This window comes from Rhizobium sp. SRI_017, assembly GCF_057586295.1.
The window spans coordinates 60358-86647 of record NZ_JBYCZP010000021.1; the positions used below are offsets into that span (position 1 = coordinate 60358).

General features: G+C 58.3%; 25 protein-coding genes and 2 pseudogenes. 17 read left to right on the forward strand and 10 right to left on the reverse strand.

All coding sequences use genetic code 11. From position 1 onward, the window contains the following. Positions 1 to 104: 104 nt before the first annotated feature. Both AC2YI2_RS30410 and AC2YI2_RS30415 read left to right on the forward strand, forming a co-directional pair. Positions 105 to 623 (forward strand): (2Fe-2S)-binding protein, encoded by a 519-nt coding sequence (locus AC2YI2_RS30410; RefSeq protein WP_487390285.1) that lies wholly within the window; start codon positions 105 to 107, stop codon positions 621 to 623. Next, positions 620 to 4156, forward strand: a complete 3537-nt coding sequence (locus tag AC2YI2_RS30415; RefSeq protein ID WP_487390286.1) for a molybdopterin cofactor-binding domain-containing protein — start codon at positions 620 to 622, stop codon at positions 4154 to 4156. The genes AC2YI2_RS30410 and AC2YI2_RS30415 overlap by 4 nt, the downstream gene beginning before the upstream one ends. 75 nt (positions 4157 to 4231) lie before the next feature. Here AC2YI2_RS30415 and AC2YI2_RS30420 read toward each other — a convergent pair whose 3' ends face one another. The 3 genes and pseudogenes from AC2YI2_RS30420 to AC2YI2_RS30430 all read right to left on the reverse strand — a co-directional run bounded on the left by AC2YI2_RS30420 (position 4232) and on the right by AC2YI2_RS30430 (position 5457). Beyond that, the gene (locus tag AC2YI2_RS30420) at positions 4232 to 4933 is read right to left on the reverse strand and encodes an IS6 family transposase (protein ID WP_487390287.1); all 702 of its coding nucleotides are present in this window, start codon (positions 4931 to 4933) and stop codon (positions 4232 to 4234) included. Positions 4934 to 4996: 63 nt separating this feature from the next. Next, positions 4997 to 5272: pseudogene (locus AC2YI2_RS30425) on the reverse strand (endonuclease/exonuclease/phosphatase family protein); the annotation flags it as partial. 8 nt (positions 5273 to 5280) lie between these two features. Beyond that, positions 5281 to 5457 carry a hypothetical protein gene (locus tag AC2YI2_RS30430; RefSeq protein WP_487390288.1) on the reverse strand — a complete coding sequence of 59 codons (177 nt, stop codon included), beginning with the start codon at positions 5455 to 5457 and terminating at the stop codon, positions 5281 to 5283. A 287-nt stretch (positions 5458 to 5744) separates the two neighbouring features. On the opposite strand from AC2YI2_RS30430, the gene AC2YI2_RS30435 reads away from it, so the two are divergent. Then, a complete protein-coding gene (locus AC2YI2_RS30435) occupies positions 5745 to 6653 on the forward strand; it encodes a 3'-5' exonuclease (RefSeq protein WP_487390320.1) in 909 nt (302 codons plus the stop codon). 7 nt (positions 6654 to 6660) lie between these two features. On the opposite strand, the gene AC2YI2_RS30440 is transcribed toward AC2YI2_RS30435, so the two are convergent. After that, complete coding sequence (locus AC2YI2_RS30440) at positions 6661 to 7080, reverse strand: DUF982 domain-containing protein (protein ID WP_487390289.1); 420 nt, start codon at positions 7078 to 7080, stop codon at positions 6661 to 6663. Positions 7081 to 7636: 556 nt separating this feature from the next. Here AC2YI2_RS30440 and AC2YI2_RS30445 point away from each other — a divergent pair. Together AC2YI2_RS30445 and AC2YI2_RS30450 are read left to right on the forward strand one after the other, a co-directional pair. Further along, a complete protein-coding gene (locus AC2YI2_RS30445) occupies positions 7637 to 7876 on the forward strand; it encodes a hypothetical protein (RefSeq protein ID WP_487390290.1) in 240 nt (79 codons plus the stop codon). Between the two features lie 253 nt (positions 7877 to 8129). Further along, a complete protein-coding gene (locus tag AC2YI2_RS30450; RefSeq protein ID WP_487390291.1) occupies positions 8130 to 8459 on the forward strand; it encodes a hypothetical protein in 330 nt (109 codons plus the stop codon). Between the two features lie 218 nt (positions 8460 to 8677). Here the strand turns inward: AC2YI2_RS30450 and AC2YI2_RS30455 are convergent, their stop codons facing one another. Next, on the reverse strand, positions 8678 to 8953 hold the full coding sequence (locus AC2YI2_RS30455) for a hypothetical protein (protein WP_487390292.1): 276 nt from the start codon (positions 8951 to 8953) through the stop codon (positions 8678 to 8680). A gap of 103 nt (positions 8954 to 9056) precedes the next feature. On the opposite strand from AC2YI2_RS30455, the gene AC2YI2_RS30460 reads away from it, so the two are divergent. From AC2YI2_RS30460 to AC2YI2_RS30470, 3 genes are all read left to right on the forward strand, one after another. Continuing rightward, positions 9057 to 9476: a SyrB-like regulator gene (locus AC2YI2_RS30460; protein WP_487390293.1), complete on the forward strand. Its 420-nt coding sequence runs from the start codon at positions 9057 to 9059 to the stop codon at positions 9474 to 9476. A 337-nt stretch (positions 9477 to 9813) separates the two neighbouring features. Further along, on the forward strand, positions 9814 to 10221 hold the full coding sequence (locus tag AC2YI2_RS30465) for a hypothetical protein (RefSeq protein WP_487390294.1): 408 nt from the start codon (positions 9814 to 9816) through the stop codon (positions 10219 to 10221). Positions 10222 to 10253: 32 nt separating this feature from the next. Further along, positions 10254 to 10826 (forward strand): hypothetical protein, encoded by a 573-nt coding sequence (locus AC2YI2_RS30470; RefSeq protein WP_487390295.1) that lies wholly within the window; start codon positions 10254 to 10256, stop codon positions 10824 to 10826. A 334-nt stretch (positions 10827 to 11160) separates the two neighbouring features. On the opposite strand, the gene AC2YI2_RS30475 is transcribed toward AC2YI2_RS30470, so the two are convergent. From AC2YI2_RS30475 to AC2YI2_RS30495, 5 genes and pseudogenes are all read right to left on the reverse strand, one after another. Beyond that, positions 11161 to 12636, reverse strand: a complete 1476-nt coding sequence (locus AC2YI2_RS30475; RefSeq protein WP_487390296.1) for an MFS transporter — start codon at positions 12634 to 12636, stop codon at positions 11161 to 11163. Between the two features lie 525 nt (positions 12637 to 13161). Next, positions 13162 to 13968 carry a cyclase family protein gene (locus AC2YI2_RS30480; protein ID WP_487390297.1) on the reverse strand — a complete coding sequence of 269 codons (807 nt, stop codon included), beginning with the start codon at positions 13966 to 13968 and terminating at the stop codon, positions 13162 to 13164. A gap of 60 nt (positions 13969 to 14028) precedes the next feature. Further along, positions 14029 to 14535, reverse strand: a pseudogene (locus tag AC2YI2_RS30485) (IS110 family transposase); the annotation flags it as partial. A 312-nt stretch (positions 14536 to 14847) separates the two neighbouring features. Next, positions 14848 to 15900: an IS5 family transposase gene (locus AC2YI2_RS30490; RefSeq protein WP_487390298.1), complete on the reverse strand. Its 1053-nt coding sequence runs from the start codon at positions 15898 to 15900 to the stop codon at positions 14848 to 14850. Between the two features lie 151 nt (positions 15901 to 16051). After that, positions 16052 to 16960 (reverse strand): LysR substrate-binding domain-containing protein, encoded by a 909-nt coding sequence (locus AC2YI2_RS30495; RefSeq protein WP_487390299.1) that lies wholly within the window; start codon positions 16958 to 16960, stop codon positions 16052 to 16054. Between the two features lie 251 nt (positions 16961 to 17211). Here AC2YI2_RS30495 and AC2YI2_RS30500 point away from each other — a divergent pair, with 251 nt between their 5' ends. The 9 genes from AC2YI2_RS30500 (at position 17212) to AC2YI2_RS30540 (ending at position 26234) form a co-directional block, all read left to right on the forward strand. Beyond that, entirely contained in the window at positions 17212 to 18168 is a 957-nt protein-coding gene (locus AC2YI2_RS30500; RefSeq protein WP_487390300.1) for a dihydrodipicolinate synthase family protein, read from the forward strand. Between the two features lie 23 nt (positions 18169 to 18191). Next, complete coding sequence (locus AC2YI2_RS30505) at positions 18192 to 18740, forward strand: 3-hydroxyanthranilate 3,4-dioxygenase (RefSeq protein ID WP_487390301.1); 549 nt, start codon at positions 18192 to 18194, stop codon at positions 18738 to 18740. An 82-nt stretch (positions 18741 to 18822) separates the two neighbouring features. Beyond that, positions 18823 to 19986, forward strand: a complete 1164-nt coding sequence (locus tag AC2YI2_RS30510; protein ID WP_487390302.1) for an ABC transporter substrate-binding protein — start codon at positions 18823 to 18825, stop codon at positions 19984 to 19986. 84 nt (positions 19987 to 20070) lie between these two features. Next, complete coding sequence (locus tag AC2YI2_RS30515; RefSeq protein ID WP_487390303.1) at positions 20071 to 20985, forward strand: branched-chain amino acid ABC transporter permease; 915 nt, start codon at positions 20071 to 20073, stop codon at positions 20983 to 20985. A 3-nt stretch (positions 20986 to 20988) separates the two neighbouring features. Continuing rightward, on the forward strand, positions 20989 to 21975 hold the full coding sequence (locus tag AC2YI2_RS30520; protein ID WP_487390304.1) for a branched-chain amino acid ABC transporter permease: 987 nt from the start codon (positions 20989 to 20991) through the stop codon (positions 21973 to 21975). Continuing rightward, positions 21972 to 22727 carry an ABC transporter ATP-binding protein gene (locus AC2YI2_RS30525; RefSeq protein ID WP_487390305.1) on the forward strand — a complete coding sequence of 252 codons (756 nt, stop codon included), beginning with the start codon at positions 21972 to 21974 and terminating at the stop codon, positions 22725 to 22727. The genes AC2YI2_RS30520 and AC2YI2_RS30525 overlap by 4 nt, the downstream gene beginning before the upstream one ends. After that, on the forward strand, positions 22721 to 23422 hold the full coding sequence (locus AC2YI2_RS30530; RefSeq protein WP_487390306.1) for an ABC transporter ATP-binding protein: 702 nt from the start codon (positions 22721 to 22723) through the stop codon (positions 23420 to 23422). Before AC2YI2_RS30525 ends, AC2YI2_RS30530 begins: the two co-directional genes overlap by 7 nt. Beyond that, the gene (locus AC2YI2_RS30535; RefSeq protein WP_487390307.1) at positions 23409 to 24215 is read left to right on the forward strand and encodes an aspartate dehydrogenase; all 807 of its coding nucleotides are present in this window, start codon (positions 23409 to 23411) and stop codon (positions 24213 to 24215) included. The genes AC2YI2_RS30530 and AC2YI2_RS30535 overlap by 14 nt, the downstream gene beginning before the upstream one ends. A gap of 588 nt (positions 24216 to 24803) precedes the next feature. Then, on the forward strand, positions 24804 to 26234 hold the full coding sequence (locus tag AC2YI2_RS30540; RefSeq protein ID WP_487390308.1) for an NAD-dependent succinate-semialdehyde dehydrogenase: 1431 nt from the start codon (positions 24804 to 24806) through the stop codon (positions 26232 to 26234). Positions 26235 to 26290 lie beyond the last annotated feature (56 nt).

The following is a 26290-nucleotide window of genomic DNA, read 5'->3' on the forward strand; positions in this document are numbered from 1 at the left end:
CCGCGCCGACAACAGGAGAGGTCGTGAGCATCTTTGAGCTTCTTCAAATCGCACACGTACCGTTCGTTGTCGACCGGTGTTTTCTGAGCGGCTGGGGGTGACATGTGGTCGTCGTTTCGGTCGAAATCCATGTCAATGGCGAACAACACAAGATCGAAGCCGATCTCAAGACGCCGCTCCTCTATGTCTTGCGAAACGACCTTGCGTTGAATGGGCCGAAATACGGGTGCGGACTCGGCGAATGCGGAGCGTGTGCAGTACTCGTTGACGGACGGGCGGTTCGCTCCTGCACGATTCCGATTGCCGCGGTCGGAAGGCGCCATATCGTCACCTTAGAAGGGCTTGCCCGCGGCGATGAACTCCACCCAGTTCAGCGTGCTTTTGTGGAAGAGGCGGCCGCCCAGTGCGGCTACTGCCTGAACGGTATGATCATCGCCACCGTGGCGCTCGTAGCACGAAAGTCAGATGCGAACGAAAGCGATATCCGTCAAGCCCTGCGTCATCATCTCTGCAGATGTGGGACGCATGTGGAAATACTGGCAGCCGTGCGGCGGTCTCTTCAAAACACGCGAGCCGAACACCTGGCAAGAGTGCCGGACGAGGAGGCGGGGGAACAGGAATGACTGGGGATGGCGAGGACAATGCTAGGGCGGAAACACCCTCAACGGGTGGGCTTACGGTCTGCTCACCAGACGCGGACCGGCGCATCTACATTCATATAGATGGTGCAGGCCTGGTCAGGGCGTTCAACGGTCACGTGGACCTCGGAACTGGCATCCGCACCGCTCTTGCCCAGATCGTGGCCGAGGAACTCGATATCCCCTTCGAGCGTATTGAGATGGTCCTCGGCAACACCCGAACTGGTCCGGACCAGGGAGCGACAATCGCCAGCGAAACCATCCAGGTAACAGCGATTACTCTCCGACAGGCATGCGCGACGGCCAGGGCGTATCTTTTGGCCAAGGCCGCTGCACATTTCAAAACATCAACCGGGAAGTTCATCATTGAAGATGGCGTCGTCCGCGCCGGGGTCGAGGGAAACTTTGGCATTGGCATAGGCGACCTTATCGGCGGCGAGGACATCCAACTTGAGATCGATCCAAAGGCGCCCGTTAAGTTGGCCTCTTCTTATCGCATCGTCGGCACGTCGCGCCCGCGGGTTGATATTCCCGCCAAAGCGACTGGTAAATGGAACTTTGTGCACGATGTCCGCCTGCCGGGCATGCTGCACGGCCGCGTCGTTCGCCCGCCCTATGCGGGATTCGATCATGGAGATCATGTTGGCAATAGTCTCATTGCGGTCGACGAGAACTCGGTTTCGCACATCGAAGGCGTCGTCGCCGTCGTAGTGATCGGCGACTTCATCGGTGTCGTCGCCACGCGCGAGGAGAATGCGGCTGAAGCTGCGAAATGTCTGAACGTCGTTTGGCGTGCCCCACCGCCGCAACCCGACCTGAACGCACCTGAGGATGCCCTTCGTGCCAATCCTTCGACGCCGCGCAAGCTGGTGGACAAGGGTAACGTTGATCTTGCACTGGCAGCAAGCGCCACACCTATCGAGCGCACTTATGTCTGGCCCTATCAGATGCACGGTTCGATTGGTCCGTCTTGTGCAGTTGCGGACTACGGAGAAAAGGCGTTGACGGTCTGGTCTGGCACACAGAACCCATTCCCGATGCGCCGCGACCTAGCCTTTCTTCTAGACATGCCTGAAGAGCTGGTTTTTGTCGAACGCTTGGAAGCGGCTGGGTGTTATGGACGCAATTGCGCCGATGATGTCACCGCCGACGCCGCCCTCCTATCGCGCGCCGTCAATGCCCCGGTCCGTGTCCAACTAACCCGCGAGCAGGAACATGCCTGGGAACCCAAGGGTGCTGCTCAAATCATGGACATTCGTGGAGGCCTCGACCTGGAAGGTGGCCCTGCGGCCTACGATTTCGAGACGCGATATCCCTCTAATCTCGCGCCGACCCTGCCTTTGATTCTCACAGGGAAGCTGCCGCCAGTTGCCGATATCACGCAGATGGGTGACCGCACAGCGATTCCGCCTTATGCTTACAGTAGTCTTCGGGTGACCGTTCACGATATGCCGCCAATCGCGCGCGCTTCCTGGTTTAGAGGCGTCTCTGCGATGCCCAACACGTTTGCGCATGAATCCTACATGGACGAGCTCGCCGTTGCGGCGGGGGTCGATCCGATAGAATACCGGTTGCGCTACCTGCATGATCCTCGCGCTCTCGACCTCGTGCGGGCTGTGGCTGAGCGGGCGAAGTGGATCCCGCACACTTCCCATGGCAGCCTGGGGGGCGAAGGTGACCTACTCTACGGGCGCGGTTTTGCTTATGCAGTCTACGTTCATGGCCATTTTCCGGGCAAAGCGGCCGCCTGGGCCGCATGGGTGGCCGACGTTGCGGTCAACAAGAAAACGGGCGAGATTGTTGTTACCAAGGTCACGTGTGGTCAGGACGCTGGCCTAATGATCAACCCCGATGGTGTTCGCCACCAGATACACGGCAACGTCATCCAGTCGACCAGCCGCGTGCTGAAGGAGAAAGTCGAATTCTCCTCCACCGCTGTGACGTCGAAGGAGTGGGGCGGCTATCCCCTGATTACCTTTCCCGAGGTGCCGGAAATCGACGTGTTGATGGTCTCGCGGCCGGACGAACCGCCGCTCGGAGCCGGCGAGTCGGCCTCGGTGCCTTCTGCGGCCGCTATCGCCAACGCTGTCTACGACGCCACAGGTGTGCGCTTTCGTGAACTGCCGTTCACGCCGGAGACAATAGCGACCGGACTTAGGGCCGGCCCGTCACACTCGCCGGAACCTATGCGACACAGAAGACGATGGTGGAACATCGGCCTATCGATTGCAGGGGCGACGGCAGCATTTTCTGGGTTGGTGACGCTAGCTTCGCCGTGGCGACCAGCCATCTCCACCATCGAGCGGCCAGCCGCCAATGTCTTTAGCGAATCTACGATCCAGAGAGGGCGTCTCGCGGCAGCGGCGGGTGCGTGCAACGTGTGTCATGCCAGTGACCTCGGAACACCCTTTGCGGGCGGCCGCCGGTTTCAAACGCCCTTTGGCACAGTTTACGCGACGAATATCACGCCTGATGTTGAAGACGGTATTGGCGGATGGTCCTATCCGGCTTTCGAGCGCGCCATGCGTGAAGGCGTCAGTCGCGATGGCCACCACCTTTATCCTGCCCATCCCTATACATCTTTCGCGGGGGCGGAGGATGCTGACCTTCAGGCGCTTTATGCCTACCTAATGTCTCAGTCACCAGTCGCTTCGCGCGTGCCAGAGACCAAGCTGAAATTCCCTTTTAGTATTCGAGCGATGATGGCCGGTTGGAACGCTCTGTTTCTCAACACGAAGCCTTTCCAGTATGACGCCACTCATGACGCGCGATGGAACCGCGGGGCCTATCTCATTGAAACCCTCGGTCACTGTTCGGCTTGCCACACCGACCGCAATCTACTCGGTGCGGAGAGGAGCGGCACCGCGCGTCTTTCCGGAGGGTATGCGGATGGATGGGAAGCCCCGGCGCTCAACAGCTTTGCGAAAAGTCCGGTGAAATGGAGTGAGGACGCCTTCTACGATTACCTGCGCACGGGACATTCACGCTATCACAGCAGTGCAGCAGGCCCAATGGCGCAAGTGGTCGAGGTAATGCAGGCGCTACCCGACAGCGACATCAGTGCCATGGCGAGTTACCTCTCCAGCCTGAACATGGGGGTTGACCCAGCTACGGAGGAGGTGGAACGCGAGCTGGTGGTCGCGGCAAGCAAGGCGGCTAACGCCGAGGCATCTAAGATCTCGCCGCGAGGAGAGCGGATTTTCGATGGTGCTTGCGCTTCCTGTCATGGCGACGACGACGTGCTTTCGTCTCTGGCGTTGAACAGCAATCTCCACTCCGATACTCCGGACAACCTGTTACAGGCGCTGATGAATGGGATTGAGGCGCCTGCGATCCTCGCGGAGACGAGCGGACGCGAAGCTCCAGAAATCATGTCCATGCCATCTTTTAGGGATATTTTTCAAGATGACCAGCTAGAAGATCTGGCCGCATATACCCGGGCACGTTTCGCTCCAAGGAAGCCGGCATGGGACAACGTTCGAGCGGCTCTAAGGCGTGTTCGCGATACAACCCATTGAAGATCGCAGATCAATGCCATGGGTGTTGTCACGTTAAGTTGCCCAGGCTGAGAAAGACCAGCGGGTCGCGGAATTTCAGGCAATACGGGCCGCAATATTCCAGGCATCGAAAGCTTCGAGCCGATGGTAGCGGATTGTTTGTGCGCCGCGTCGGCGGGATGAAACTGAAAAACAATTGCGGGTCGCTGAGTGCATGGAGACGAACCGTTGGAGCGCTCCTGGCGATCGGTGGCCTTGCATGGTTCGTTCCCGTTTTCGGAACGGCAGATGGCTGTTCTCGGCCCGATTGTTGAGGCCCTTGTGCGACCAATGGTCGAGGCTTGGTGCCACGTCCGCCTTTGCCGCGCTGTAGGAGCGGAGTTTATCGGTTATGATTCGTTTGGGAGCAAATCCATAGCGCTTCATCAGCGCCACCAACACGCGCTTTGCCGCCCTTTTATCACGTCGCTTCTGCAAGATTTCTTCGAGAACTGTGCCGTACTGATCGACTGCGCGCCAGAGCCAGAATTTCTCTCCAGCGCATTTCACTGCGACTTCGTCCAGATACCAAATATCGCCGGGGCGCGTCTGCCGCCGCCTGAGGTTGCGTGCGATCTGGGGTCCGAACTTGGCGATCCAACGGCGGACCGTCTCATATGACACGTCGATACCACGCTCGAGCAGCAATTCTTCGACTTCGCGCAGACTCAAATTGAACCGCAGATAAAGCCAGACCGAGTGAGCAACGACCTGTGGTGGAAAACGGTGACGCTTGAAACTGATACCTGGTGTCTGCATCACCGAAATCTAAGCCCAACCCGAGACGTAGGCAATCGCATGCAGGTTAACGTGACAACACCTATATCGGCTATGGCTGTCATCCGGATCGCCGGGAAGGCCGCGCCGCGTTTCGATCGGCGCCTCGCCTCGGGCGAGGATCGCGACACCGTTCCAGGATTTCTGGCCGTGCCAGATGGCGCCATAGCCCGCCTTCTCAAGTTCCCGCTCCGGAAACTTTGTGTCCGGCGCCTTGAGTTCCTGCAGACAGACGACGTCCGGCTCGGCCTGCTCGAGCCATCGAAGCAGGATGTTCAGTCGGCCGTTGATGCCGTTGACGTTGAAGGTCGCGATCTTCACGGTCGACGTCAGTGCTTGCGGTCGCCCTTATTGCCCTGGCCCGGCTTGGCGTCAGTCTTTGCGTCCCGCCGTGCATCGGCCGAAAGCGATCGGGAGACATCGACGCTTTTCTTGAACTTGCCTTCGTCGTCACGCTGGTCATAGCGCTTATCATTTCCGGTATCGATCATCTCACGCTTGGTCATGATGGACTCCAATTGTTTGGCGAAGACTTCAACGCGGTTGATCGCCGAAAGATGCATGCCGAGACCTGGATGCCGAGGCGACCCTACTTTGCGTCCGGTTTGTTCACGATCAGACTCTTGGCTGTTCCGTTACATGCAAGGACCGCGATAGAGATGTGGATATGCGGATGTCGGAATAGATCGAGCAGCGACATGGCCGATGCTGGCAGGTATTGAATTGCATGGCATTACAGTTCGACATGTTTTCAGAGGACGAGCGCGAGACGGGGCGCAAGCGCGGCCGCAGCATGCCATCGACACGCCCGCCGTCGCGAGAGCTGACCGAAGTCGATATGGTGCGGCATCTCCAGGACACAGGCCGATACCGCATTCTGAGAAAGCTTGAGCCGAGAACCGTAGCCGAGGTCGTTCGCCCGGAGTTCCCGTTGCGCGGTGTGATCCTGGACACCGAGACCACCGGTCTCGATCATCGCAAGGACGAAATCATCGAGATCGGTGCGATTGCCTTCACGTTCGATGCAGCCGGCAACATTGGCGATGTCACGGGTCTTTATGGCGGCCTGCAGCAGCCCGGCATTCCGATACCCGTCGAGATCACGAAGCTCACCGGCATTACCGATGAGACGGTGGCGGGGCAGGTCATCGACACCGCAGCGCTACGAGACCTCATCGAACCCGCCGATCTGATCATCGCCCATAATGCCGGCTTCGATCGGCCATTCTGCGAAGCCTTCTCACCAATCTTCGCCAACAAAGCCTGGGCTTGCTCGAATTCAGAAATCCAATGGTCCTCTCGTGGTTATGAAGGCACGAAGCTCGGATATCTCATCGGACAGGCGGGCTATTTCCACGATGGTCATCGCGCCGTGGACGATTGCTTTGCGCTGCTCGAAGTTCTGGCGCGTGAGGCCGAGGGCATTCCCAAGACAGCATTTGCCGAACTCTACCAGGCCAGCCAGCGATCGCGGGTTCGCATCTTCGCCGAAAACAGTCCCTTCGACATGAAGGACCTTCTCAAGGCGAGGGGTTACCGGTGGTCTGACGGCAGCGACGGCCGCCCCAAATCCTGGTGGGTTGAACTGGCCGAGGAAGTGCTGGACGACGAACTGCACTATCTCCGCACGGAGATCTATCGCTGGCCGGATGCCGATCCGCCGATCCGCAGGCTGACAGCATTCGATCGCTTCAAGGCTTGAGGTTCGCTCAATCTTCGGAGGGGTCGAGAGCTGCTGGTTCCAACTCGCCGCCCAATATGACCGCCTGCAAACCCTCATGGGCCGCTTCGACGGCCAAGCGCTCCAGAAGCTCCATACTATCGCCGACCTCAAACGGAAATCCAGCTTCCATCGCCGCGACGATCAGCGTGGCACGCGCGCCCTCCATCGAGCCTTTGGCTTCGACGAAGGCTGAGCAAGCGGCATGAGCTCGCAAGTACGACGGTGCGTCCTGGTCAGGAAAGAGGTCCTCAAGGCAAGCAAGCGCCTGCTCGCCGGTCTCGATGTAAGTCCATCCGCCGTCGATCATAAGACAAACGGTCTGGTCGAACTTTAGCCGAGACACTTCGATTTCGGCGACGGGATCAATTGAATGTTCGTTCATTTGCAGTGGCTGCTGGTATTTCACTCGTGCTTCAGAGCTGTTTCGTTACGTCCGCATATTCTGCAGTGTCGACCTGGCACAACGCAACATATGTTTGTCTCGACGCGCACCTTAATGCGACGGCCTCCTGCACGCAGCCGGTCCGGCACTTCACCTAAACCATTTGCTCTATCTTTGTTCCAGCGATGGTTTCCCACCCCGATTGTGCAGGCGATGAGGCGCGTCATGTCCAGACTTTCGCAAACACCCAGCTAATTGGTGAGATCGCAGATTATTTCGACGTGGAAGATGTGACGCCAATCCCGGTTCCGAGTGAAACGGTTGAGGGCACCCAGCGTCTAATCGTCGTGGAGAGACGGCAAGCGCCTGCTGAAGTCGCTGCCTTGGGGATTTCCGCGGCACACCCGGGAAATGCGCCTCAACGGTCAACGAGCCTTCTCTGCAGCCGACCGGGTTGTTCCCGTGGAAACAGAAGTGCGCCTTTGTGCGTGCAAAAACAGGATCACCGGATGAGAGAAGACATCCACTGAAACGAAGAACTGAACGGCACTTCAACCCAACACCTTAGAGGACAACAATCATGAAAAAGTTCATCATCGCAGCCTCCGCCGCCCTCGTCGCCACCGTTTCCATGGCCGCCACCGCTGAAGCCGGCTGGAAGTGGAAGCACAAGCATCACAATCACGGCTGGAAGCGTCATCACTGGGGCGTGGTCGTCGTCTCCCCGCGCTACGACGACGATTACTGCTTCGTCAAGAAGGTCAAGCGTTACGACGATTGGGGCAATGTCTACGTCAAGCGCGTTCGCGTTTGCGGCTGATCTTGATCTGACCCGGACCACGGCCCCTTGATCCTCCCCTGCTCGGAGCGGCCTATCCGGAACCACGATCGAAATTGAACTCCCAGGCAGACCCGGCGCCCTCAGTGATTGCCCCTTAGGGGCAATTCACGACAGCGCCGGGTTTGCTTGTTGGATAGCTCCCGACTGAGGAAAATGGCCGAGGTCAATCACTGGTCTCGGAGCACTTCAAAAACGCCCGCATTCACGTCAATTCGAAAGCAACGCCGAACTGATGACCTTCGTCCTGGACAAAAATGAGCTCGCGCCTGAGTTCAAGAAACGTATCGCGATCGCCCGAACTGAAGATCTTGTGCCACTCGCGGGTCCGATGCGGAAGAAGGTGCACTTCGCAGCCCAACTCCCATTCCTATTGGAGGAACTGGAACGGCGCGGCCATCCTGTGCTGGAGACAGAGGTGCATGACCCGCATGGCATGGCCCGGGCATTCCTTATCTTCATAGTCGGATTGGCTCTGATGATGCTCTTTTTCGACGGGCATCTTTGGCTTCGCGATATGATCTATAGCGACTTCGCAAAACTGATGAATGCGGTAGGGACGTAGCGCCGTACGAAGATCGGACCGACGCGTTACGACGTGATTTCTAAAGTCGGGTTAGTGGAACGCCCGTGAATGGCTCAAGACCGGCGGCCAGCGCTGCAACAAGTTCGAAACGTCGCGCCGGCCGCGACCCAAAGAGTTTTCCCCCCTTTCCTCAGTCAGGAACCACGCTGCTTCGGCGACACCCGTTCGCGGCAGACCCGTTACTCCCATTAATGCACTTAGGCCGATCGGCTTTCGATCACCGTAGAGTTTCCAATTGCCGCCATAAGTGCCACCTGCTTTAGGCGGGAGGCGGGTGTTTCCTCCTCAAACAGATTCGCCATGATCTGATTGATGATCAAGGCCAGAAGGACTTGTTCAAAGCCGGTGGTTTCATTTGATCGTGCCTGATGAATTGAGATTGGTGCAGGGTAGGGCGTCCTTAAAATCGGATGTCGGCGCAATAGGCGAGCTTTGCGGCGGCAATCGGCCATTGTCGCGCGAGGATCAACCATCAGCGTAGCACCGGGGTCACTCGGTGGTCGGCCCACGCAGGTAATGTTGACTTCGTCATTCCCTCGGACGACAAGAATTGTTGCCTGCAGAGGGAGATAACTGATGGCCGACGAGAACACTACGAATTCCAATACTGACGCTGCCGTGACGGACGCACCGGCAACGAAGAGGAAGTACGCACCGCGTCGTCCGAAGGCCGCGGTCGACATGATGGGAGGCATGACCGTCGCGAAACCGCCGAGTGGCCGCCGGAAGCGTAGCGAGCAGGTCGCAGACGCGACGGTGCTGCTTTCCGAAACGCCAGTTGCAGGCAAGCGCAGGGCGAAGGGCATTATCAAGGAAGTTGGACGAAAGAGGCGGTCAAAGCCCGCCGAGCAACCGGTGACGACGCCCGTCGCGGCAATGGACGAGATGGCGGACCTTATTCAGCTCGAGGAAGAGAACAAGAGGCTCCGCAAAACCCTGGCAGAAAAGCTGCGTGCGGAAAATGCGGATCTGCGCAAGCGGCTCGGGCTCGATTGATCGCCGATCGATCAATAGCGAGACGGTTGTTACGTCGGCCTCAACCACTACATTGTCGGAACGGCAAACATTCGCCGGGCTCGCATCGAGCCCGCTCCGAAGGTGCGACAACGTCATGGTCCGGTTTGCCCGAGGTTGAAGCGCTATGAAATCACCATGGAAATTCCTTGCTCAATTCATACCGCAGCGACGGTCGGCAGAACCGCTCGCGAGTTCGATCGGGCATGACCCCGACACTGAGAGAAGCCAAAGTGGAGCGCAACAATCGTCGGGCGTTCCGTTGGACGCAATGGAAGCGTCTCGTGGATCTGAGCTCGATGAAAGCCGACCGTCGGAATTGAAGACACCGACCTCAAGTCAAGATGAACACGATGTCGCTGTCCCGCCGGCAGTCGTGGTGCCTGATGATGCCGAAGCGTCGCATTCTCCAGCGCGTGGCAAGCCTATCCAGTCGACCGCTCGGTCACATGCGCTTCAGATGGAAAGAGAGCCGAACAAGAAGTCCCCGCAAACACCATTGACGAACAAACTCGAACGCGCGAAGAGCACCGACGTGGCTGCACAGAGCGCTGCCGTTGCAAATAGGGATCGAGCCGCACGAGCCTCGTCCTCCCGAGACGCCTTCCTCGATGAGGTGGGAAGCCTGGACGAGGACATCAAGCAACTGCGAATTCAATTGGCTCGCAAGCTGCATTTGCAGAATGTTCAGCTTAAGAAGATGCTTGAACGATTCGACGTCTCATAACACCGCCAAGCAATCGCATGGACTGAATAAATATGAAAACACAGCAGCGAAAGTTCATTGTCGAACGCAAAGCGGGGCGCCGGCGTCTAACGATGCAGCCGGCCTCCATTTGGGGGGACACTGATCTCAAGGCAATTGTGCGTAAGGCGGAAGCCGACGCACCGCATTTGTTCGAACCCAACATGGTGGCGGAAACAATTGGGCACGATAGGGAGCTGCACACGGATACAGCGTCCGAAACTCACCTGAACGACAAGACAGGCACCGGCGACCCGAAGCTGATTGTGGCATTGCCGATTGAGGCGGAGCAGAACGCTCCATCTCATCAAGGTGATGATCTGACTTTGAATGCCGCCGCACAATTGAAGCCGGACACGCCCGGTCGGCGATCTCCAAGAATGGCGAAGCGTCGACGCCTGGGCCAAGCGGAAGGCACAAACATAGCACCCACGGTGCGCCCAACTGTCGCTAAGGCCGAGGTGCCTGCTGATGAGTTGATCGCGCTTGACGAAGAGAATCGGCGACTGAAGGGCTTACTGGCGGGACATTTTCGCGAGCAGAACATGCATCTTCGAAAAATGCTTGCGCGATTTAATTTCAGTTGAACATCGTGTGGATCGATCCTCCAACCCGCATAGCGGCGGACCGATTAAGCTCTCCCACATAAAGATGCGCGAATGATTGAAGGCAGGCTCGTTTTTCGATCGCAACGCAGTCTTTGGCGCGATCCTGCTTGCGACCGGTATCGATGATCGGCGTGCAAAGTCGTTCATCGCCCGCCTTTCAGCCGCTTTCTCTTGCTCTACTGGGTAAAGTCTCTCCCAAGACGGCAAGTCGCGATGAATTCTTGTATCGTTGGGTCTGCAGTCGACTCCCCTCAAGGCTATGATGGCGCGGTCTCTCCAGTTCCAATGCCATCTTCCCCAACCAGCGACCAAACTAGCTCGACTTGCGACCGTCGTTGGGCGGCGCCCCGACGGGCAGCGACGGCACGAAGACGCTGGCGATGACGGTAAGACCTGCAAACAGGACCATCGCGGAGAATGTGAGGTGAAGCGAATCCTGTAGCGCTGCCCTGATTGGCGCGACCGTCGCCGCGATCTCGGTCGTTCTGTTCAGCAGATCTTGCAACTGCCCGGCGGTGACCGAATTGCCTCCGGTGGAATGAAGGAGGCCGTAATTCAGGACTGCGCCAAAGAGTGAGGCGCCGAGCGTGCTGCCAAGGTTACGCGAGAAAATGTTGGACGCAGTGGCGCTACCGCGCTCGGTCGCGCCTGCGGAGGCCTGGATCAGCATCAATGCGGAAATGCTCGTGAGGCCCATCCCGACGCCGACGATCAACGAGCCCGTCGCCGCGACCCATGGGCTGCTTGAGGGCGACAGCAGGAGGAGAAAGCTGGAGCCAAGCGGTACGAATACGCTGCCTGTTATCATCAAGGGTCTAATGCCGGTCCTGTGGAAACTTCTCGCGGCAAAGGTCGCGGCGGCTGGCCAACCGAGCAGCATGGCTGAGAGCGTCAGCCCTGCCACTAGAGCTGAGCGGTTGAGAACGGTCTGGATGTAAATCGGGAGAAACGTCGTCAAACCCATCATGGCCATGCCGGCGGTGAAGGTGACCATGTTGGAACTGGCAATCGGGCGGCGCAGCCACAAATCGAGCGACAGCATAGGATGCGTCGCCCGGATTTCTTGCCAGAAGAACAGCCCCAGCGCCGCGAGGAACACGACGCCGCAGGTGAAGATGTAAGTCGAGGATGCCTTCTCGATATCCGTAAGCCCTATCATCAGTGCGCCTACGGCGATGGAAAACAGAAGGGCTCCCACCACGTCGACCTTCTCATCGCGCTTCTGGAAATCCTCGTGGAGGAACAGAATGAAACCGAGCGCGGCGAGAATGCTGACGGGAATATTGACCCAGAACACCCATGACCAGGACAGCGAATTGATGATGAGGCTGCCCGTGAGTGGGCCGACAACGGCCGAGACGGCCCAGACCCCGGCGAGATAGCCCTGGATCTTGCCGCGCTCATGGAGTGGATAGAGGTCCGCCACGATCGTCATCGCGGTCGGTTGGATTGCGCCGGCACCCAGGCCCTGCAGCAGCCGGAACGCGATAAGAGTGGTCATGGACTGCGCGAAACCGGCGAAAATCGTGCCGACCAGAAAGATGCCGATCCCCACGAGTATGACCGGCTTGCGACCGAAAATATCCGCCAGCCTTCCGAAAATGATCGTCGTCGCTGTCTGGGCGAGAAGGAAGGACGAGAATGTCCAACTATAGAGGTTGATTTCGCCAAGCTGGGCGGCAATCTGCGGCATGGCGGTGGCCACGATCGTCGCCTCGATGGCGATCATCGCCATGCTGGCCATAACGGCGACGATCACGAGTGCTCTATTCGAGCCCTGGGCTGACATGATGGATCCTTGGGAGTGTGACCGGGGTGCAGCTAGCACTGCGTTGTAGCGCAGTTCCGACTGTAAGCCTCAGCGAGGCACAGTCAATATCGGTTGGCCTCCGACCCGTTCATGGCTGCGCGGTGTCGACCGTGTCGTATCCCTTGATAAAATCGCGCGTTAAATCTTCGCTGCCTACCGCCGGCGATAGCAATTGCTCCCTGTGAGAGTTTCTGCGGTGAAGTGAAGTTGCACGACAACTAATTCTCGTTGCCCCTGGAATTTGCAGAGGGTCGGACCGGTGAGACTGTCAAGTTCGAAAGAGCTGCCCGTCAGGACCGAAGCGTATCAGCTTCGACACCAGGGCCGCCCATGAGAATGAGACACTGAGCATAGCTCGGACCTCCATGGTAACATACCGCCTCGCGTTTACAGACCGGTTCCTGGATCGCCTTCGATGTAGAGACTTCGACTGAGGTGCAGGCAGATGGCGGCGTGCGTTCGGGGAGTGCCCGGTCCGATGGGCCGGGATTCAGGGTCCGTCGATCAGGTAGCGACACTAAGGCGCTTCGGCACAAGCGCAAGTGCTCGGACTGGACTACCTGTGCCCTTGACGATCTTAAGAGGCGCAGCGATCAAGATAGCCCCTTTCGCCGGAACTTGGTCGAGGTTTGCCAGACTTGCGAGCCCATAGCGGTTAGCGGCGTGCAGCTTGACATGGGCGGGAAATGGCACCGGGAGCCTGCTCGAACTACTTGCGTCGGTGCTGATGGGTTGGACGCCCAATCCGATCGCACCCCGGTCGATGATGTAATCGATGCAGTCTGAAGAAGGGCCAGGATAGCGGGGACCGTTCTGGTCCGCGTTGAAAAAGCACTCCCTCGAGTGGTTTCTCTTATCCCAGTCGGTTCGCATCAATACCCATTCCCCCGGTCTGATCTCGCCATGACGCGCTTCCCACATCTTCACATCTGCCGCAGTAAGTAGAAATTCCGGATCTTCTGCTGCGTTGCCGGCGCAGTCGATCACGTTCACTGGTGCGACACAGTTCCGGACTGGCATGGTGTCCGTGTAGCCATCGACAAAATTCTTCCCCGTGACCCAGTGATGTGGCGCATCGAAGTGCGTGCCCGAGTGCTCGCCGAGCTTCAGCCAGTTCCAGGCCCATTGACCGCCTTTTTCATCGTATTCCGAGATCTTGTGGATCTCGATGGTCGGCGTGTTGGCACCCAAACCTTGGGGCAGTTCCAAGAGCGGTGTTTCCGGTCCGAGGGGTGCGGTAAGATCAATAACATCTACTCCGCCGCTCAACAGCAGTTCGCCAAGTTCATCCAGGCAATGGGTTTCGGCCATATGTTCTTCTCGCAGGTTGGTCGCGTGTGCGCAATTTCAATCGGAGTAAACCTTCGGTGCTGTCCAGCCTGTCTTGCGTGGATAGATCCGACCATGTTTGAGCATAAAGGCCCCGACTTGTTGCCGGTGAACCCGTAATGCCTCGACAGCCGCCGCCCGAGCGCGCACGAGATCTCGGATAGCCTCATGTCCCTCGTCGGGAACCCAGACGGCCGTGAGTTCGCCGGCCCTCAATAGCCGGGCAAGCGCGAGTGCATCTCGACGGTTCGTCTTCACCCGGTCGCCAGGCTTCCTCGGGATCAATGACGGGGCGACAACCATGCATTCATGGCCAAGGGATTGGATCAGCCGATGGAGGCCATAACCGGTCGGGCCGGCTTCGTAGCAGAAATGCACGTGATCAAACTTCGCGGCTATTCGCTGAATGATGCGACGCATACCGGCGTCCGTCGCCTCAACTTCGCCGAAATACCGCACCTCTCCATCCCGACCAGATTCGGCAACTGCAATCGCATTCTTCAGTTTGGCAACGTCGATTCCGACGAAAGCTTCTCTATAATCTGCCACGGCTCGTCCTCCTGTGATGAGGATCGGCTCAGCTGATCCGAGCAACCCTCGGAAGACCAGTGTAGGGCGAGCCACCTCGACCACGAAAGACGGACATACAGTCTTACCTTCATGCCGACATCGCCTCATCTTCTCGACTCCGCGCCGGCTGTACCCTACTGCGCATTCATGACCGACAACGCTGAAACGATCCTGAATTTTGCTGCGGAAGGCATGGAAAATGGGTTTGGCGGAGCCTTGGTTACTCTGTAAGCCCACGGTGAGGGCGACTTTGTTGCATCGATCACATTCCGGTCGAGAAAGCCCAACCCTTCAGATTTTTCGTGCCACACGCCTGAACTCTGGACGGCCAAGCTCAGTCATCCGGTTGAGAACACGGACGCCGATTTTTGCTTCAGTCGTCTGGTTGTCGAAATTCCTCGCTTTGAGTTTCGGCCCGATCACCGTCTTCCATCGACCCATTTGGGTCTCAACCCGGCTGCGCTGGTTATAGCCGGTGGATTTCTGCCAGGCCATTCGTCCCTTGGTCTCGATTTCCGCGATGTGGCGGTCGCGTATCGATGGGTCCAGTGCCGATTGCGGGCTTTGGACTGCTGTCTTGGGAGGCGGGATAATGACCTCCACGATTTCGCCAAGGCGGTCCGCCAAAAGATCACGGGTCGGCGATCCATCATAGGCACCATCGGCGATAAAGCGCTCCACAGAACCATCAATCTGATCCAGAAGATCAGCCAAGGCTGTGGGATCACCGACATCGTCTGTAGTCAGATTGGAGCAAATGATCTCGCCGCTGACAAGATCAAGACCAATGTGAAGCTTGCGCCATTTCCTCCGTTTGACTTTGATTTTGTGCTTGTTTTCCAGCCATTCGCCCTCACCAAAGACCTTTAGGCCCGTGCTATCGACCACAATGTGAACTGGGGCCCGGCTTGCTGACCGGTACCGGATTGACGGTAAAGCCAGTCCCTTGCCCCGGCGCGACAGGGTGGAAAAATCCGGCGCAATATCAACTCTCATCAGTTTCGCGATACTGCGCATCAGGCCTTGAGTTTGGCGCAAAGGCAGATCGTAAACAACACGCAGGGTCAGACACCTCGCAATTGCCAGGTCAGAATATTTCGGCTGGCCACCACGCGACGTCCGCCGCGACGCCGGCCACTGACCAAGCGCCTCATCGCTTACCCAGACCGTCAAATCACCGCGTTGTCTCAGGCTTTCATTATACGCCGACCAATTCGTGACCTTGAATTTCTGCTTGGCTATCTTGTGCCGGCGATCCGCGCAACAAGGTCGCTTTGGCGCGGCGCACCGAGGACCGCGTTGCACTGAGGGGCTGACGGCAGTTTGCTGCGGTGCGCGCGGCATGATGGGCAGCTCCGCGTACGGTGTTTTCGAGAAAGGAAAATCGGCGATCTGAATTATTCTAGAATTCCTGTTTGAGAGGAAACTTGCACATTTGCTTAATTCAGGTCTTTGCTTGCGACGAGCTTTGGCGGAAAAACACATTCCCCACTATTCAGACGACTTCGGGTACCATCTCGCGCAGTACCCGGCGCAGTATGCTTCGAGCGGCGATGGTGGCGACAGAGGGTGTGCGGTCGCGCGCGGTGATAAGCCGAACCTCGCGCACGATTGCTGGGTCGACCAGCGGACGCGCGACAATGCCGCGGCCCTTCAGCGCCGCAAGCGAATAGGCCGGAAGGATTGCAATTCCGGCACCGTTCTCGACCAGCGAAAGAGCAGTATTTATTTGGTGGACCTCCAGTTGGTGGTGCAGGGGAAGTCCAGCCGACTCGAAGCCGAATTCGGTCAGCAATCGAATGCTGCTTTCTCGTGTGAGCGTAATGATTTTATGATCTCGAAGCTCAGCCCAGCGGATATGGCTGCGCCCAGCGAAATCGTCATCGGGAGTACAGAAAACCATCAGGCTGTCCTGCAGTCCGGGCTGTGATTCGAGCCCTGCCTCGCCCGGCGAGAAGGTGCCAACACCGAGATCACAGCGGCCGCTTCGCACCTGCTCGACAATGATGTCGGTGCTCACGTCCTCGATGCGCAAGACCAAATCGGGATGCGCAGCCGCAACCTCGCGCAGAAGCCGCGGCAGGATGGTGCATGCGAGAAGCGGTGGCGCGGCAATTCGCACGAGGCCGCGTTTCAGGCTGCTGAGGTCGCGCACGTATTCGGCAGCACGGTCGATCTCACTCAGGCCGGCAAGGGCGCCAGCCGCGAAGGCGCGACCCGCGTCGGTCATATCGACCCTTCGGGTTGTCCGGTCGAACAGCCGCGCGCCCAGAACCAATTCGAGATCGCGGATTGTGTGCGAAAGATTTGCTTGCGAGGTCTGCATGCTCTCGGCCGCGCGCGAGAAGTTCCCCGACTCGACCACGGCTTTGAAGGATTCGATCTGACGCAATGTCGGGCGCATGGATAATGACACTCATGTTCTAATCCTCATGAATATATACCGAATGTTCGTCTTCACGCATGAAAAAAAATGGGGTCGGATGAGGGCACAGGATTTGCTGCGGTACGGATCGGGAGAGGAGTGTTGAGGCGGCCATGAACATGGATCGGCGACGAAGCTTGCTGACTCACAATGACCTACCGCGCCAGCACGCCCCTCTTTTCCGAACAAGCACGCTCCGGTCCGTTACCGGACGACGATAAGGAATGCATATGAAATACACTCGCAAGGATGCCAAGGCACATTCCCGCGCGACGATGCGCGGTGTCTGGGCTGCCGCCAATACGCCTTTCACCGCCGACGGCGCGATTGATGATGATCTCTACCGGCGCAATGTCGAGCACTGGATCAACGATCTAGGTATTGACGGGCTTTTCGTCGCCGGCAAGCAGGGCGAGTTCTTCTCGATGTCCATCGATGAGCGCAAGCGCATGTTCGATCTGTCGGTCGAGGCGGTCGGCGACAAGGCGCAGACGATTATGTCCTGTTCAGATCAGAACATGGATGTGGTGATCGATCTTGCGAAACACGCGCAGGCTTGCGGTGCCGACTACATCGTCGTTCATGCTCCCGTGCTGCATTTCCTGAAAGCACAAGACGAAACCCTGACCCGCTACTACGAAACCATCGCATCAAAAGTGGACATCGGCATAGCGCTTTGGTCGCATCCTGACAGCGGCTATCTGATGAGCCCGGAGCTATGTAATCGCCTTGCCGATATCGAGACTGTGGTAGCGATCAAATATTCGGTGCCGCGAGACATGTACAAGAGCCTAACCGCGCTTGCCGGCGACCGTATCCTTGTTTCGACTGCCTCCGAGGAGGAATGGCTCGACAATATTCTCGAGCTGAACTGGCAGCTTTATCTCTGCTCGTCGCCGCCCTACACGTTGCAGACCAAAGCCGACCACAGGATGCGCGACTATACGGAACTTGCCTTTGCCGGAAAGGCGGAAGAAGCCCGCGCCGTCAGCGCGACCCTGCAGCCCGTTCGCGACGCTATCCGACGAACCCGCCCTGCCGAGAAGCTGCATTCGCACCAGAAATACTGGCAGGAGCTTTTGGGCCAGGCTGGCGGTCCGGTGCGGCAGCCGCTTCTCGAATTGTCCGAAGAACAGAAACGCCAAACCCGCGATGCTTTCGAGACCTGTGGACTGAGATTCGTCTGAGCGACGAATAGAAAGGGAATGAGATGAGCAAACTGAGCGCCTTCAATCTGCAGAAATGGATCGACGAGCACGCGCATCTGCTGAAGCCGCCGGTGGGCAATCAGCAGATCTGGAAGAATGCCGATCTGATGGTCACCATCGTTGGCGGCCCGAACAAACGCACCGACTACCACGACGATCCGGTCGAGGAATTCTTTTACCAGCTAAAGGGCGACATGCTGCTCAAGCTGCATGACACATCGAACGGCGAATTCTACGACGTGCCAATCCGCGAAGGCGATATCTTCCTTCTCCCTCCGCACGTCCGCCACTCTCCGCAGCGCCCGCAGGAAGGGTCCATCGGACTCGTCATCGAGGCAACCCGTCCGGAAGGCGCTCTGGATGCGGTGGAGTGGTACTGCTTCGAATGCACGCATCTTGTCCATCGCGCCGAGGTGGATCTCGAATCGATCGTCGATGACCTGCCGCCAATCTACGCCACTTTCTACAACGACAAGGCGCTGCGCACCTGCCCGAACTGCGGGACGGTACATCCGGGCAAAGTACCGCCGACGGACTGGGTCCAACTCTGACTGTAACCGCCGTCAGCCCCGATCCAAATTGGGGCTGACGGCATGAGATCGACAAACAAAAAGCAACAGGGGAACTTGTATCGTGAAGAAAACAACTCTCGCATTCAGCCTCTTTGTGAGCCTTGCAACCTCGGCCCTGGCCCAGGAACCGGTGAAGATCGGTGTCATCACAACCCTCTCCGGTCCGGGTGGCTATTTGGGCCAGGACGTGCGCGACGGCATGCAGCTTGCAATCGACGAAGAAGGCGGGAAGCTCGGCGGTGTGCCGGTCAACCTGATCGTCGAGGATGACGCAGCCAAGCCGGCGAACGGCCGGCAGATCGCTGAGAAGCTTTTGAACGAGCAGGGCGTCAAGCTGATGTCAGGCATCATTTTCTCGAACGTAGCCGGCGCGACAGTGCCCGACATTGTGGACAATGGCGCAATCTACATCAGCGCTAATGCCGGTCCATCGAACCTGGCGGGCAAGGAGTGCAACGAAAATTATTTCGTTGTTTCCTGGCAAAATGACACGCTGCACGAAGTTTCCGGCATAGCGGCCAGGGATCTCGGCTACAAGCGCGCGTTCCTACTGGCGCCGAACTACCAGGCCGGCAAGGACGCGCTCGAAGGTTTCAAACGTACCTTTAATGGTGAAATCGTCGGCGAAATATACACTCAGCTGGAGCAGACAGACTATTCGGCGGAAATGGCGCAGATCCGTGCCGCAGCGCCGGATGTGGTTTATCAGTTCCATCCAGGTGGGCTCGGCATCGCCTTCCTGCGCCAGTACCAGCAGGCCGGCCTTCTCGGCAAATTCCCGATGGTGCTTTCGGAGGCAAACAGCGACGGCGTGATGCTCAAGGCTCTTGGCGATGCGGTGGTTGGCCAGGTCGCCACCAGCCATTGGGCAGCAGATCTGGACAATGAGGCGAACAGGGCGTTCGTTTCGAGCTGGAAAGCAGCGTTTCCCGCCCGCCCAATAACCACCTACGCTTCGCAGGGTTATGACACCGCGAAGTTGATCGCCTCAGCCCTGAAGGTGACCGGGGGCGTCGACGACATCGATGCGGTCCGTGCGGCGCTGAGAAAGGCTGATTTCGCCTCTGTCCGTGGAGATTTCGCCTTCGGGCCTAATCAGCATCCTGTGCAAGATTGGTACCTTGTGGAAGTGGTGAAGGGCGAGAACAGCGTGGCTACCACCGTGACTCGTAAGAAGCTCGCGGAAGACATCGGCGACAGCTATTCGGCCAATTGCAAGCTCTGACGAGTAGCAGCCTAGGGCGACGTGGAGCGGAATGAGCGCACGGCGCACTGATAGATCGCATCACCCAACGCAGGGTACACCGACATGACACTCATTCTCGAACAGCTTTTGAACGGTCTGCTTTACGGCATAACGCTGTTCCTGCTGGCTGCGGGTCTCACACTGATCTTCGGCATCATGGGCCTCATCAACCTGGCCCATGGCTCCCTTTACATGGTGGGTGCGGTCGTCGGCGCATGGGTCGCCAGCCAGACAGGAAACTTTTGGCTGGGCCTGCCGGCGGCGCTAGTCGGTGCCACGCTGGCCGGTTGGATCATCGAACTGGGTGTCATGCGCAGACTTTACGCGCGCGACCACCTTGATCAGGTGCTGGCCACCTTTGCGCTGATCTTGATCTTCAACGAGCTCACGGTCCTGCTTTTCGGCCGTGAACCGATGTTCGTCGAACTTCCCGCATCGATTTCGACACCGATCGAATTGCTGCCAGGTTTGGTTTATCCGCCTTTCCGTCTTCTTATTATCGCAGCGGGCCTCGGCGTGGCCCTTGGATTGTATTTCCTGATCAACCGCACACGGATCGGTATGCTGGTGCGCGCCGGCTCGACCAATCGAGAAATGGTGCGAGCGCTCGGTGTTGATATCCGCCTGCTCTACACACTGATCTTCAGCCTTGGAGCTCTTCTGGCGGGGCTCGCGGGTTTCATGACCAGCCCGGTGCTGGCGGTCCAGGTGGGCATGGGTGAGCAAATCCTGTTGGCTACCTTCGTCGTGGTGGTTATCGGCGGCGTCGGTTCGATCAAGGGCGCCTTCGTGGCCGGCATTCTGCTCGGCATAGTCGACACCTGCCTACGTGCCTTCCTCCCGGGGATATTACGCCAGATAATGGCGGGGTCGGAAGCTGATGCGCTTGGGGTGGGCATCGCATCCATGGGAATCTATCTGATGATGGGCATTGTGCTCTTGTTCCGGCCCCGCGGCCTGTTCCAGGCGGGCGGCTGAGCGATGCGGCAACATCTGATCTTCATCGTTCCGGCGATCTTCTGTCTGGTCGTCCTGCCCTTCGCTGCAGAGGCCACGGGCCAACTGGCATTGGTCGGCCTGACGTCGCGCATCATGATCTATGCCATAGCAGCAGCCAGCCTCAACTTCATCCTCGGTTATGGTGGAATGGTTTCGTTCGGCCATGCGGCCTTCTTCGGGATTGGCAACTATGTAGTGGGTATCCTTTACTACCATCATGCCGAGGGAGTGCCGCTCTGGGGCTTGATACCCGGTTCCGACCAGCTCTTGGTAACGTTGCCGGCAGCGGTTCTCGTGGCTGGGTTTGCGGCGCTAATTGTCGGATTGCTGGCGCTACGCACAAGTGGCGTGCAGTTCATCATGATCACACTGGCCTTTGCCCAGATGCTTTATTTCTTCTTCGTCTCGCTCAAGACCTATGGCGGTGAGGACGGGGTTATCGTGCGGCGAGCCAATGATCTCTTCGCCTTGAGCCTGCGCGACAAAACGGCGATGTATTACGTCATTCTGGTCGTGATGGTGCTGTTCTTCGCGTTTCTCTGGCGGGTAGTGCACTCCTCGTTCGGCACGGTTCTGTCGGGCATCCGTCAGAACGAGCGGCGAATGACTGCGATGGGGGTAAGCTCCTATCGATACAAGCTGTACGGCTTCGTGTTGGCCGGTATGGGCGCCGGTCTCGCCGGCGGCTTGATGGCGGTGTTCATGCGCTTTGCCAGCCCGGATACACTTCACTGGAACAAGTCCGGTGAGTTGCTGATCATGGTCATTCTTGGCGGGGTGGGCACTTTCTTCGGCCCCATCTGGGGCGCGGGGGCCTTCCTGATCCTCCACACCTACCTCGCGTCCTGGACCGAGCACTGGCAGCTCGCCATGGGTCTTATCCTGCTGGCGATTGTGCTTGGCACCAAGGGTGGCGTCCAGGGACTGTTCGACTCGATCGCTCGCAAAGTTCGGATGACGCCAACATGAACACGATCCTCACAATCGACGGCTTGGTGAAACGCTTCGCGGGCCTGATCGCAACCGATCATGTGTCATTGAACGTGACGACCGGGCACATTCATGCATTGATAGGGCCCAATGGGGCCGGCAAATCCACGCTTATCAACCTGCTCTGTGGCGAACTGATCCCCAACGAGGGGCGGATAAAGCTCCTAGGCGAAGACATTACCGCGTGGCCTGCCGCGGAGAGGATGAAGCGCGGCCTCGCACGGACATTCCAGATCACGAACCTGCTAAACGACTTCACTGCGCACCAGAATATCTGCCTGGCCGTACAGGCGCGGCAAGGCGACAATTTTCGTATCCTCGATACCGCGCGCGGACGCGTTTCGATTTTGGCTGAAGCGGATGAGCTTCTTGATAAAAACCGCCTCGAAGCACGCCGTGACGTGTTGGCGGGGAGCCTTTCAAGTGGCGAACGCAAGCAACTCGAACTCCTGATGGCGCTTGCCGGCAGACCGAAGCTTCTCCTTCTCGACGAACCTATGGCGGGGCTCGGCCGCCTGGAAAGCCAGCAGATGATCGAGACGCTGCAGGGGCTGCGCGGCAAAGTCTCGATGCTCTTGGTCGAGCACGACATGGAGGCGGTCTATGCGCTGGCCGACCGGATCTCCGTCCTTGTCTACGGGCGGCTGATGCTGACCGGCACCGCCGACGATATCCGGGCAAGCGGCGAGGTGCGGGACGCCTACCTGGGTTTGGAGGACCAGCTATGCTGAAAGTCCAAGGCCTCCAGGCTGGGTATGACAATGGACAGGTGCTGTTTGATGTGAGCTTCGAGGTCCATGAAGGTGAACTCGTCACATTGATGGGCCGCAACGGCATGGGTAAGACTACCACGATCCGCACCATCATGGGTTTGGTGCGGCCTACGGGCGGGCGGATCGAAATTGGCAGACGCGACACCACCGGATTTGCCCCGGAGCGCGTGGCACGGCTTGGTGTCGGCCTCGTGCCCGAGGGGAGGCAAATTTTCCCGACGCTCACCGTTCGAGAGAATTTGATCGCAACCGCTGCCAACCGATTGGGACGTTCGGACCCCTGGACCCTGGAAAAAGTCTATGACCTTTTCCCCCGCCTGCGCGAGCGGGCCGGCCAGACAGCGGGAACTCTATCAGGAGGTGAACAGCAGATGCTGGCAGTCGGGCGGGCGCTGATGATTAACCCGCATCTACTTATCCTCGACGAGGCGACCGAGGGCCTAGCACCCGTGATCCGCTTGGAAATATGGAACTGCATCACCCGCTTGCGGTCGCTTGGCCAGTCAATCCTGTTGATCGACAAGAACCTAGCGGTACTGAAGAAGCTCGCGGACCGCCATTACATCATCGAAAAAGGTCACGTTGTCTGGTCGGGCACCGGCGGAGATCTGGACCGCGACCATAAAACGGTGCATCGCTATGTCGGCGTATGAGGATATCTGCCTCATCGGTTGGGGCTCGATCGGCGCTCGGGTGGCAGCGCTCCTGGCCGAACGACGCAGCCCCGTTAGAATTGTTTCCGTGGCGGTACGCGACGCAAGTCGCGATCGCCGGAACCTGCCGAAAGAAGCGGCTTTGATTTCTGATCCGGCCGAACTCAAGGGCATCAAGGCGACACTTGCCGTTGAGATGGCTGGGCGCGATAGCGTCCTGCCCTGGGGGCGGATGGCGTTGGAGGCTGGGATGGATTTAGCCATTTCCTCAACCTCGGCCTTCGTCGACGATAGCGCACTTGCCGAACTGACGAAACTTGCCGACTCCCGTGGAGCCAGGCTCTTGGTGCCACCGGGCGCTTTGGGCGGGGTCGACGCGCTGGCCGCGGCCTCGCGGCTAGGTCTTGCCTCTGTAGAGCACCGGATAATCAAGCCGGCGCAGGCATGGGTCGGCACCGGCGCAGAAGCATTGTGCGACTTTGAGGCGTTGACTGAACCGACGGTGTTCTTTTCAGATACTGCCCGAGCGGCGGCCGATGCTTTTCCGCAAAATGCAAACGTGGCCGTCATCACCTCGCTGGCAGGGATAGGGCTAGATCGGACAAGGGTCTCGCTGGTTGTTGATCCATGCGCGCGATGCAACACGCATGAGATAAGCGCTGAAGGCGACTTCGGGCGGATTGAAATTCGGATGGAAAACCGCCCGCTGGCCACCAATCCGAAATCGTCTGAGATGACTGCCCTAAACCTTGTGCGGCTCATCGAAAACCGGGTATTTCCTCTGGTGATCTGACGCCGAAAGCACCTTGATTCCGGTGACCACGCGGAGACAGTTGTGGCGGAAACAAAACGACCTGGCCGCTACGCTGCGTGAAATCGCATGCGTCGAGTGCATGCGATTTCACCTTGCACCGGGTCTGCTAACTCGCCACCGTTGAACTCCACAAAGAAGAGCCAGAAATTCAGTTCCTCAGCGGTGCCCTTCCATTGTCTCGGCCTTCTTTGAGATCGCTGTTAAAAACACTCAACCCGTCGCGTAGCTACCCTCGATCGCGTCACCGGTGGCTACCGATTGAGGGCATTTGCATCGCCACGACATCCCGACCGATTTGATATATCTCTTCGTGCAACATCGTGCCGAGCTATCTCCGACGTTCGAGCCAAGGTTAAGGTACTCCATAAGTCTATGCGTGAGAATCACGAAACGCCGCCCGCCTTCCGGTCCGCGTCGAGCACTCATGTGCAAAACATCATAGATTTATATGAATAGTGAGGATTGTCTCATGAGTGCGAAAGGACAAGAATCCCACATCGAACTGAAGCATTCAAAGCCCCAGGTTTATGATTTCGAAGGTCGTCGAGCACATCAGGGACAATTTTCATGCAGATTTCTGAAGCCCATCTCTTCATTGCCGGCGAGTGGCGCAAGACCAAAGAGACGCTTCCTATTATCAACCCCGCGGATGAGCAGGTAGTCGGCACAGTCGCAGTGGCCGAGACTTCCGATCTCGACGCCGCGGTGAATGCCGCAGCCGAGGGTTTCCGCGTTTGGAGCCGCACCTCTCCGGCCGAGCGCGCCGGCATCATTCTCAAAGCCGCGGCGCTGATGCGCGAGCGGATCGAAGAGATCGCCCTCTCGATTACGTTGGAGAATGGTAAGACGCTCAGGGAAGCGCGGCTGGAGGTGATCCGCGGTTGTGAGTTTTTCGAATGGGACGCGGGCGAAGCGGTGCGTTTCTACGGCAGGGTCATCCCGAGCGCGCCGGGCATCCGCTACATTGTTTTGCACGAGCCGATCGGCCCGGTGGCAGGTTTCGCGCCCTGGAATTTCCCGATGAGCCAGCCGGCGCGTAAGATCGCCGGGGCTCTAGCAGCAGGCTGCTCGATCATCCTGAAATCCTCTGAAGAGACGCCGACCGGCGCCGCCCATATCGCCCATGCGTTTGCCGATGCCGGACTTCCCGCCGGCGTGCTGAACCTGGTCTATGGCATACCGTCGCAGATTTCGGAGTTCCTGATTCCGCGCCCGGAAATCCGTGCCATTGCCTTTACCGGTTCCACACCGGTCGGCAAGCACCTGACCGAACTTGCCGCGCGCTTCATGAAACCTGCGCTTATGGAACTGGGTGGTCATGCCCCGGTAATCGTCTGCGAGGACGCTGACCCGGTCGCTTCCGGCATTGCTTCGGCCAGTCGCAAATATCGTAACGCAGGTCAGGTCTGCACATCGCCGACGCGGTTTTTTGTGCATGAGGCGCTTTTTCAGCGCTTCATCACAGCCTTCACCGAAACCGCGGCCAAACTGCGTGTCGGCAATGGCTTTGATGCCGAGACCACGATGGGGCCGGTTGCAAACGGCCGCCGCGTCGCCGCGCTGGAAGAATTGGTGGCAGATGCGCAGTCGCGTGGCGCACGACTGCTCTTTGGCGGCAGCCGTCTCAAGTGCAGTGGATACTTCTTCCCCCCGACGGCGCTTGCCGACCTTTCCGATGATGCCCGGGTGATGCGTGAAGAACCCTTTGGCCCGCTGGCGGTCATCAATCCGGTTGTATCGATCGACGAGGCCATCGACAAGGCAAACAGCCTCCCCTTCGGGCTTGCGGCCTACGGCTTTACCAACTCAGTCGAAAAGGTCGACAGGCTGATAAGAGGACTTGAGGCCGGCAACATTTCGATCAACACGCTTGAGGCTTCGGTGCCCGAGACACCGTTTGGGGGCGTCAAGGAAAGTGGGCTAGGCCGCGAAGGCGGCGCCGAAGGCCTGCATCACTATACGATCGTCAAGAACATCTCTCATCGAATAGCTGTTTAGCACTGATCAAGCCAATGAAAGGGAGAGCAAATGATCTATGTCATTGTCTACGGAGC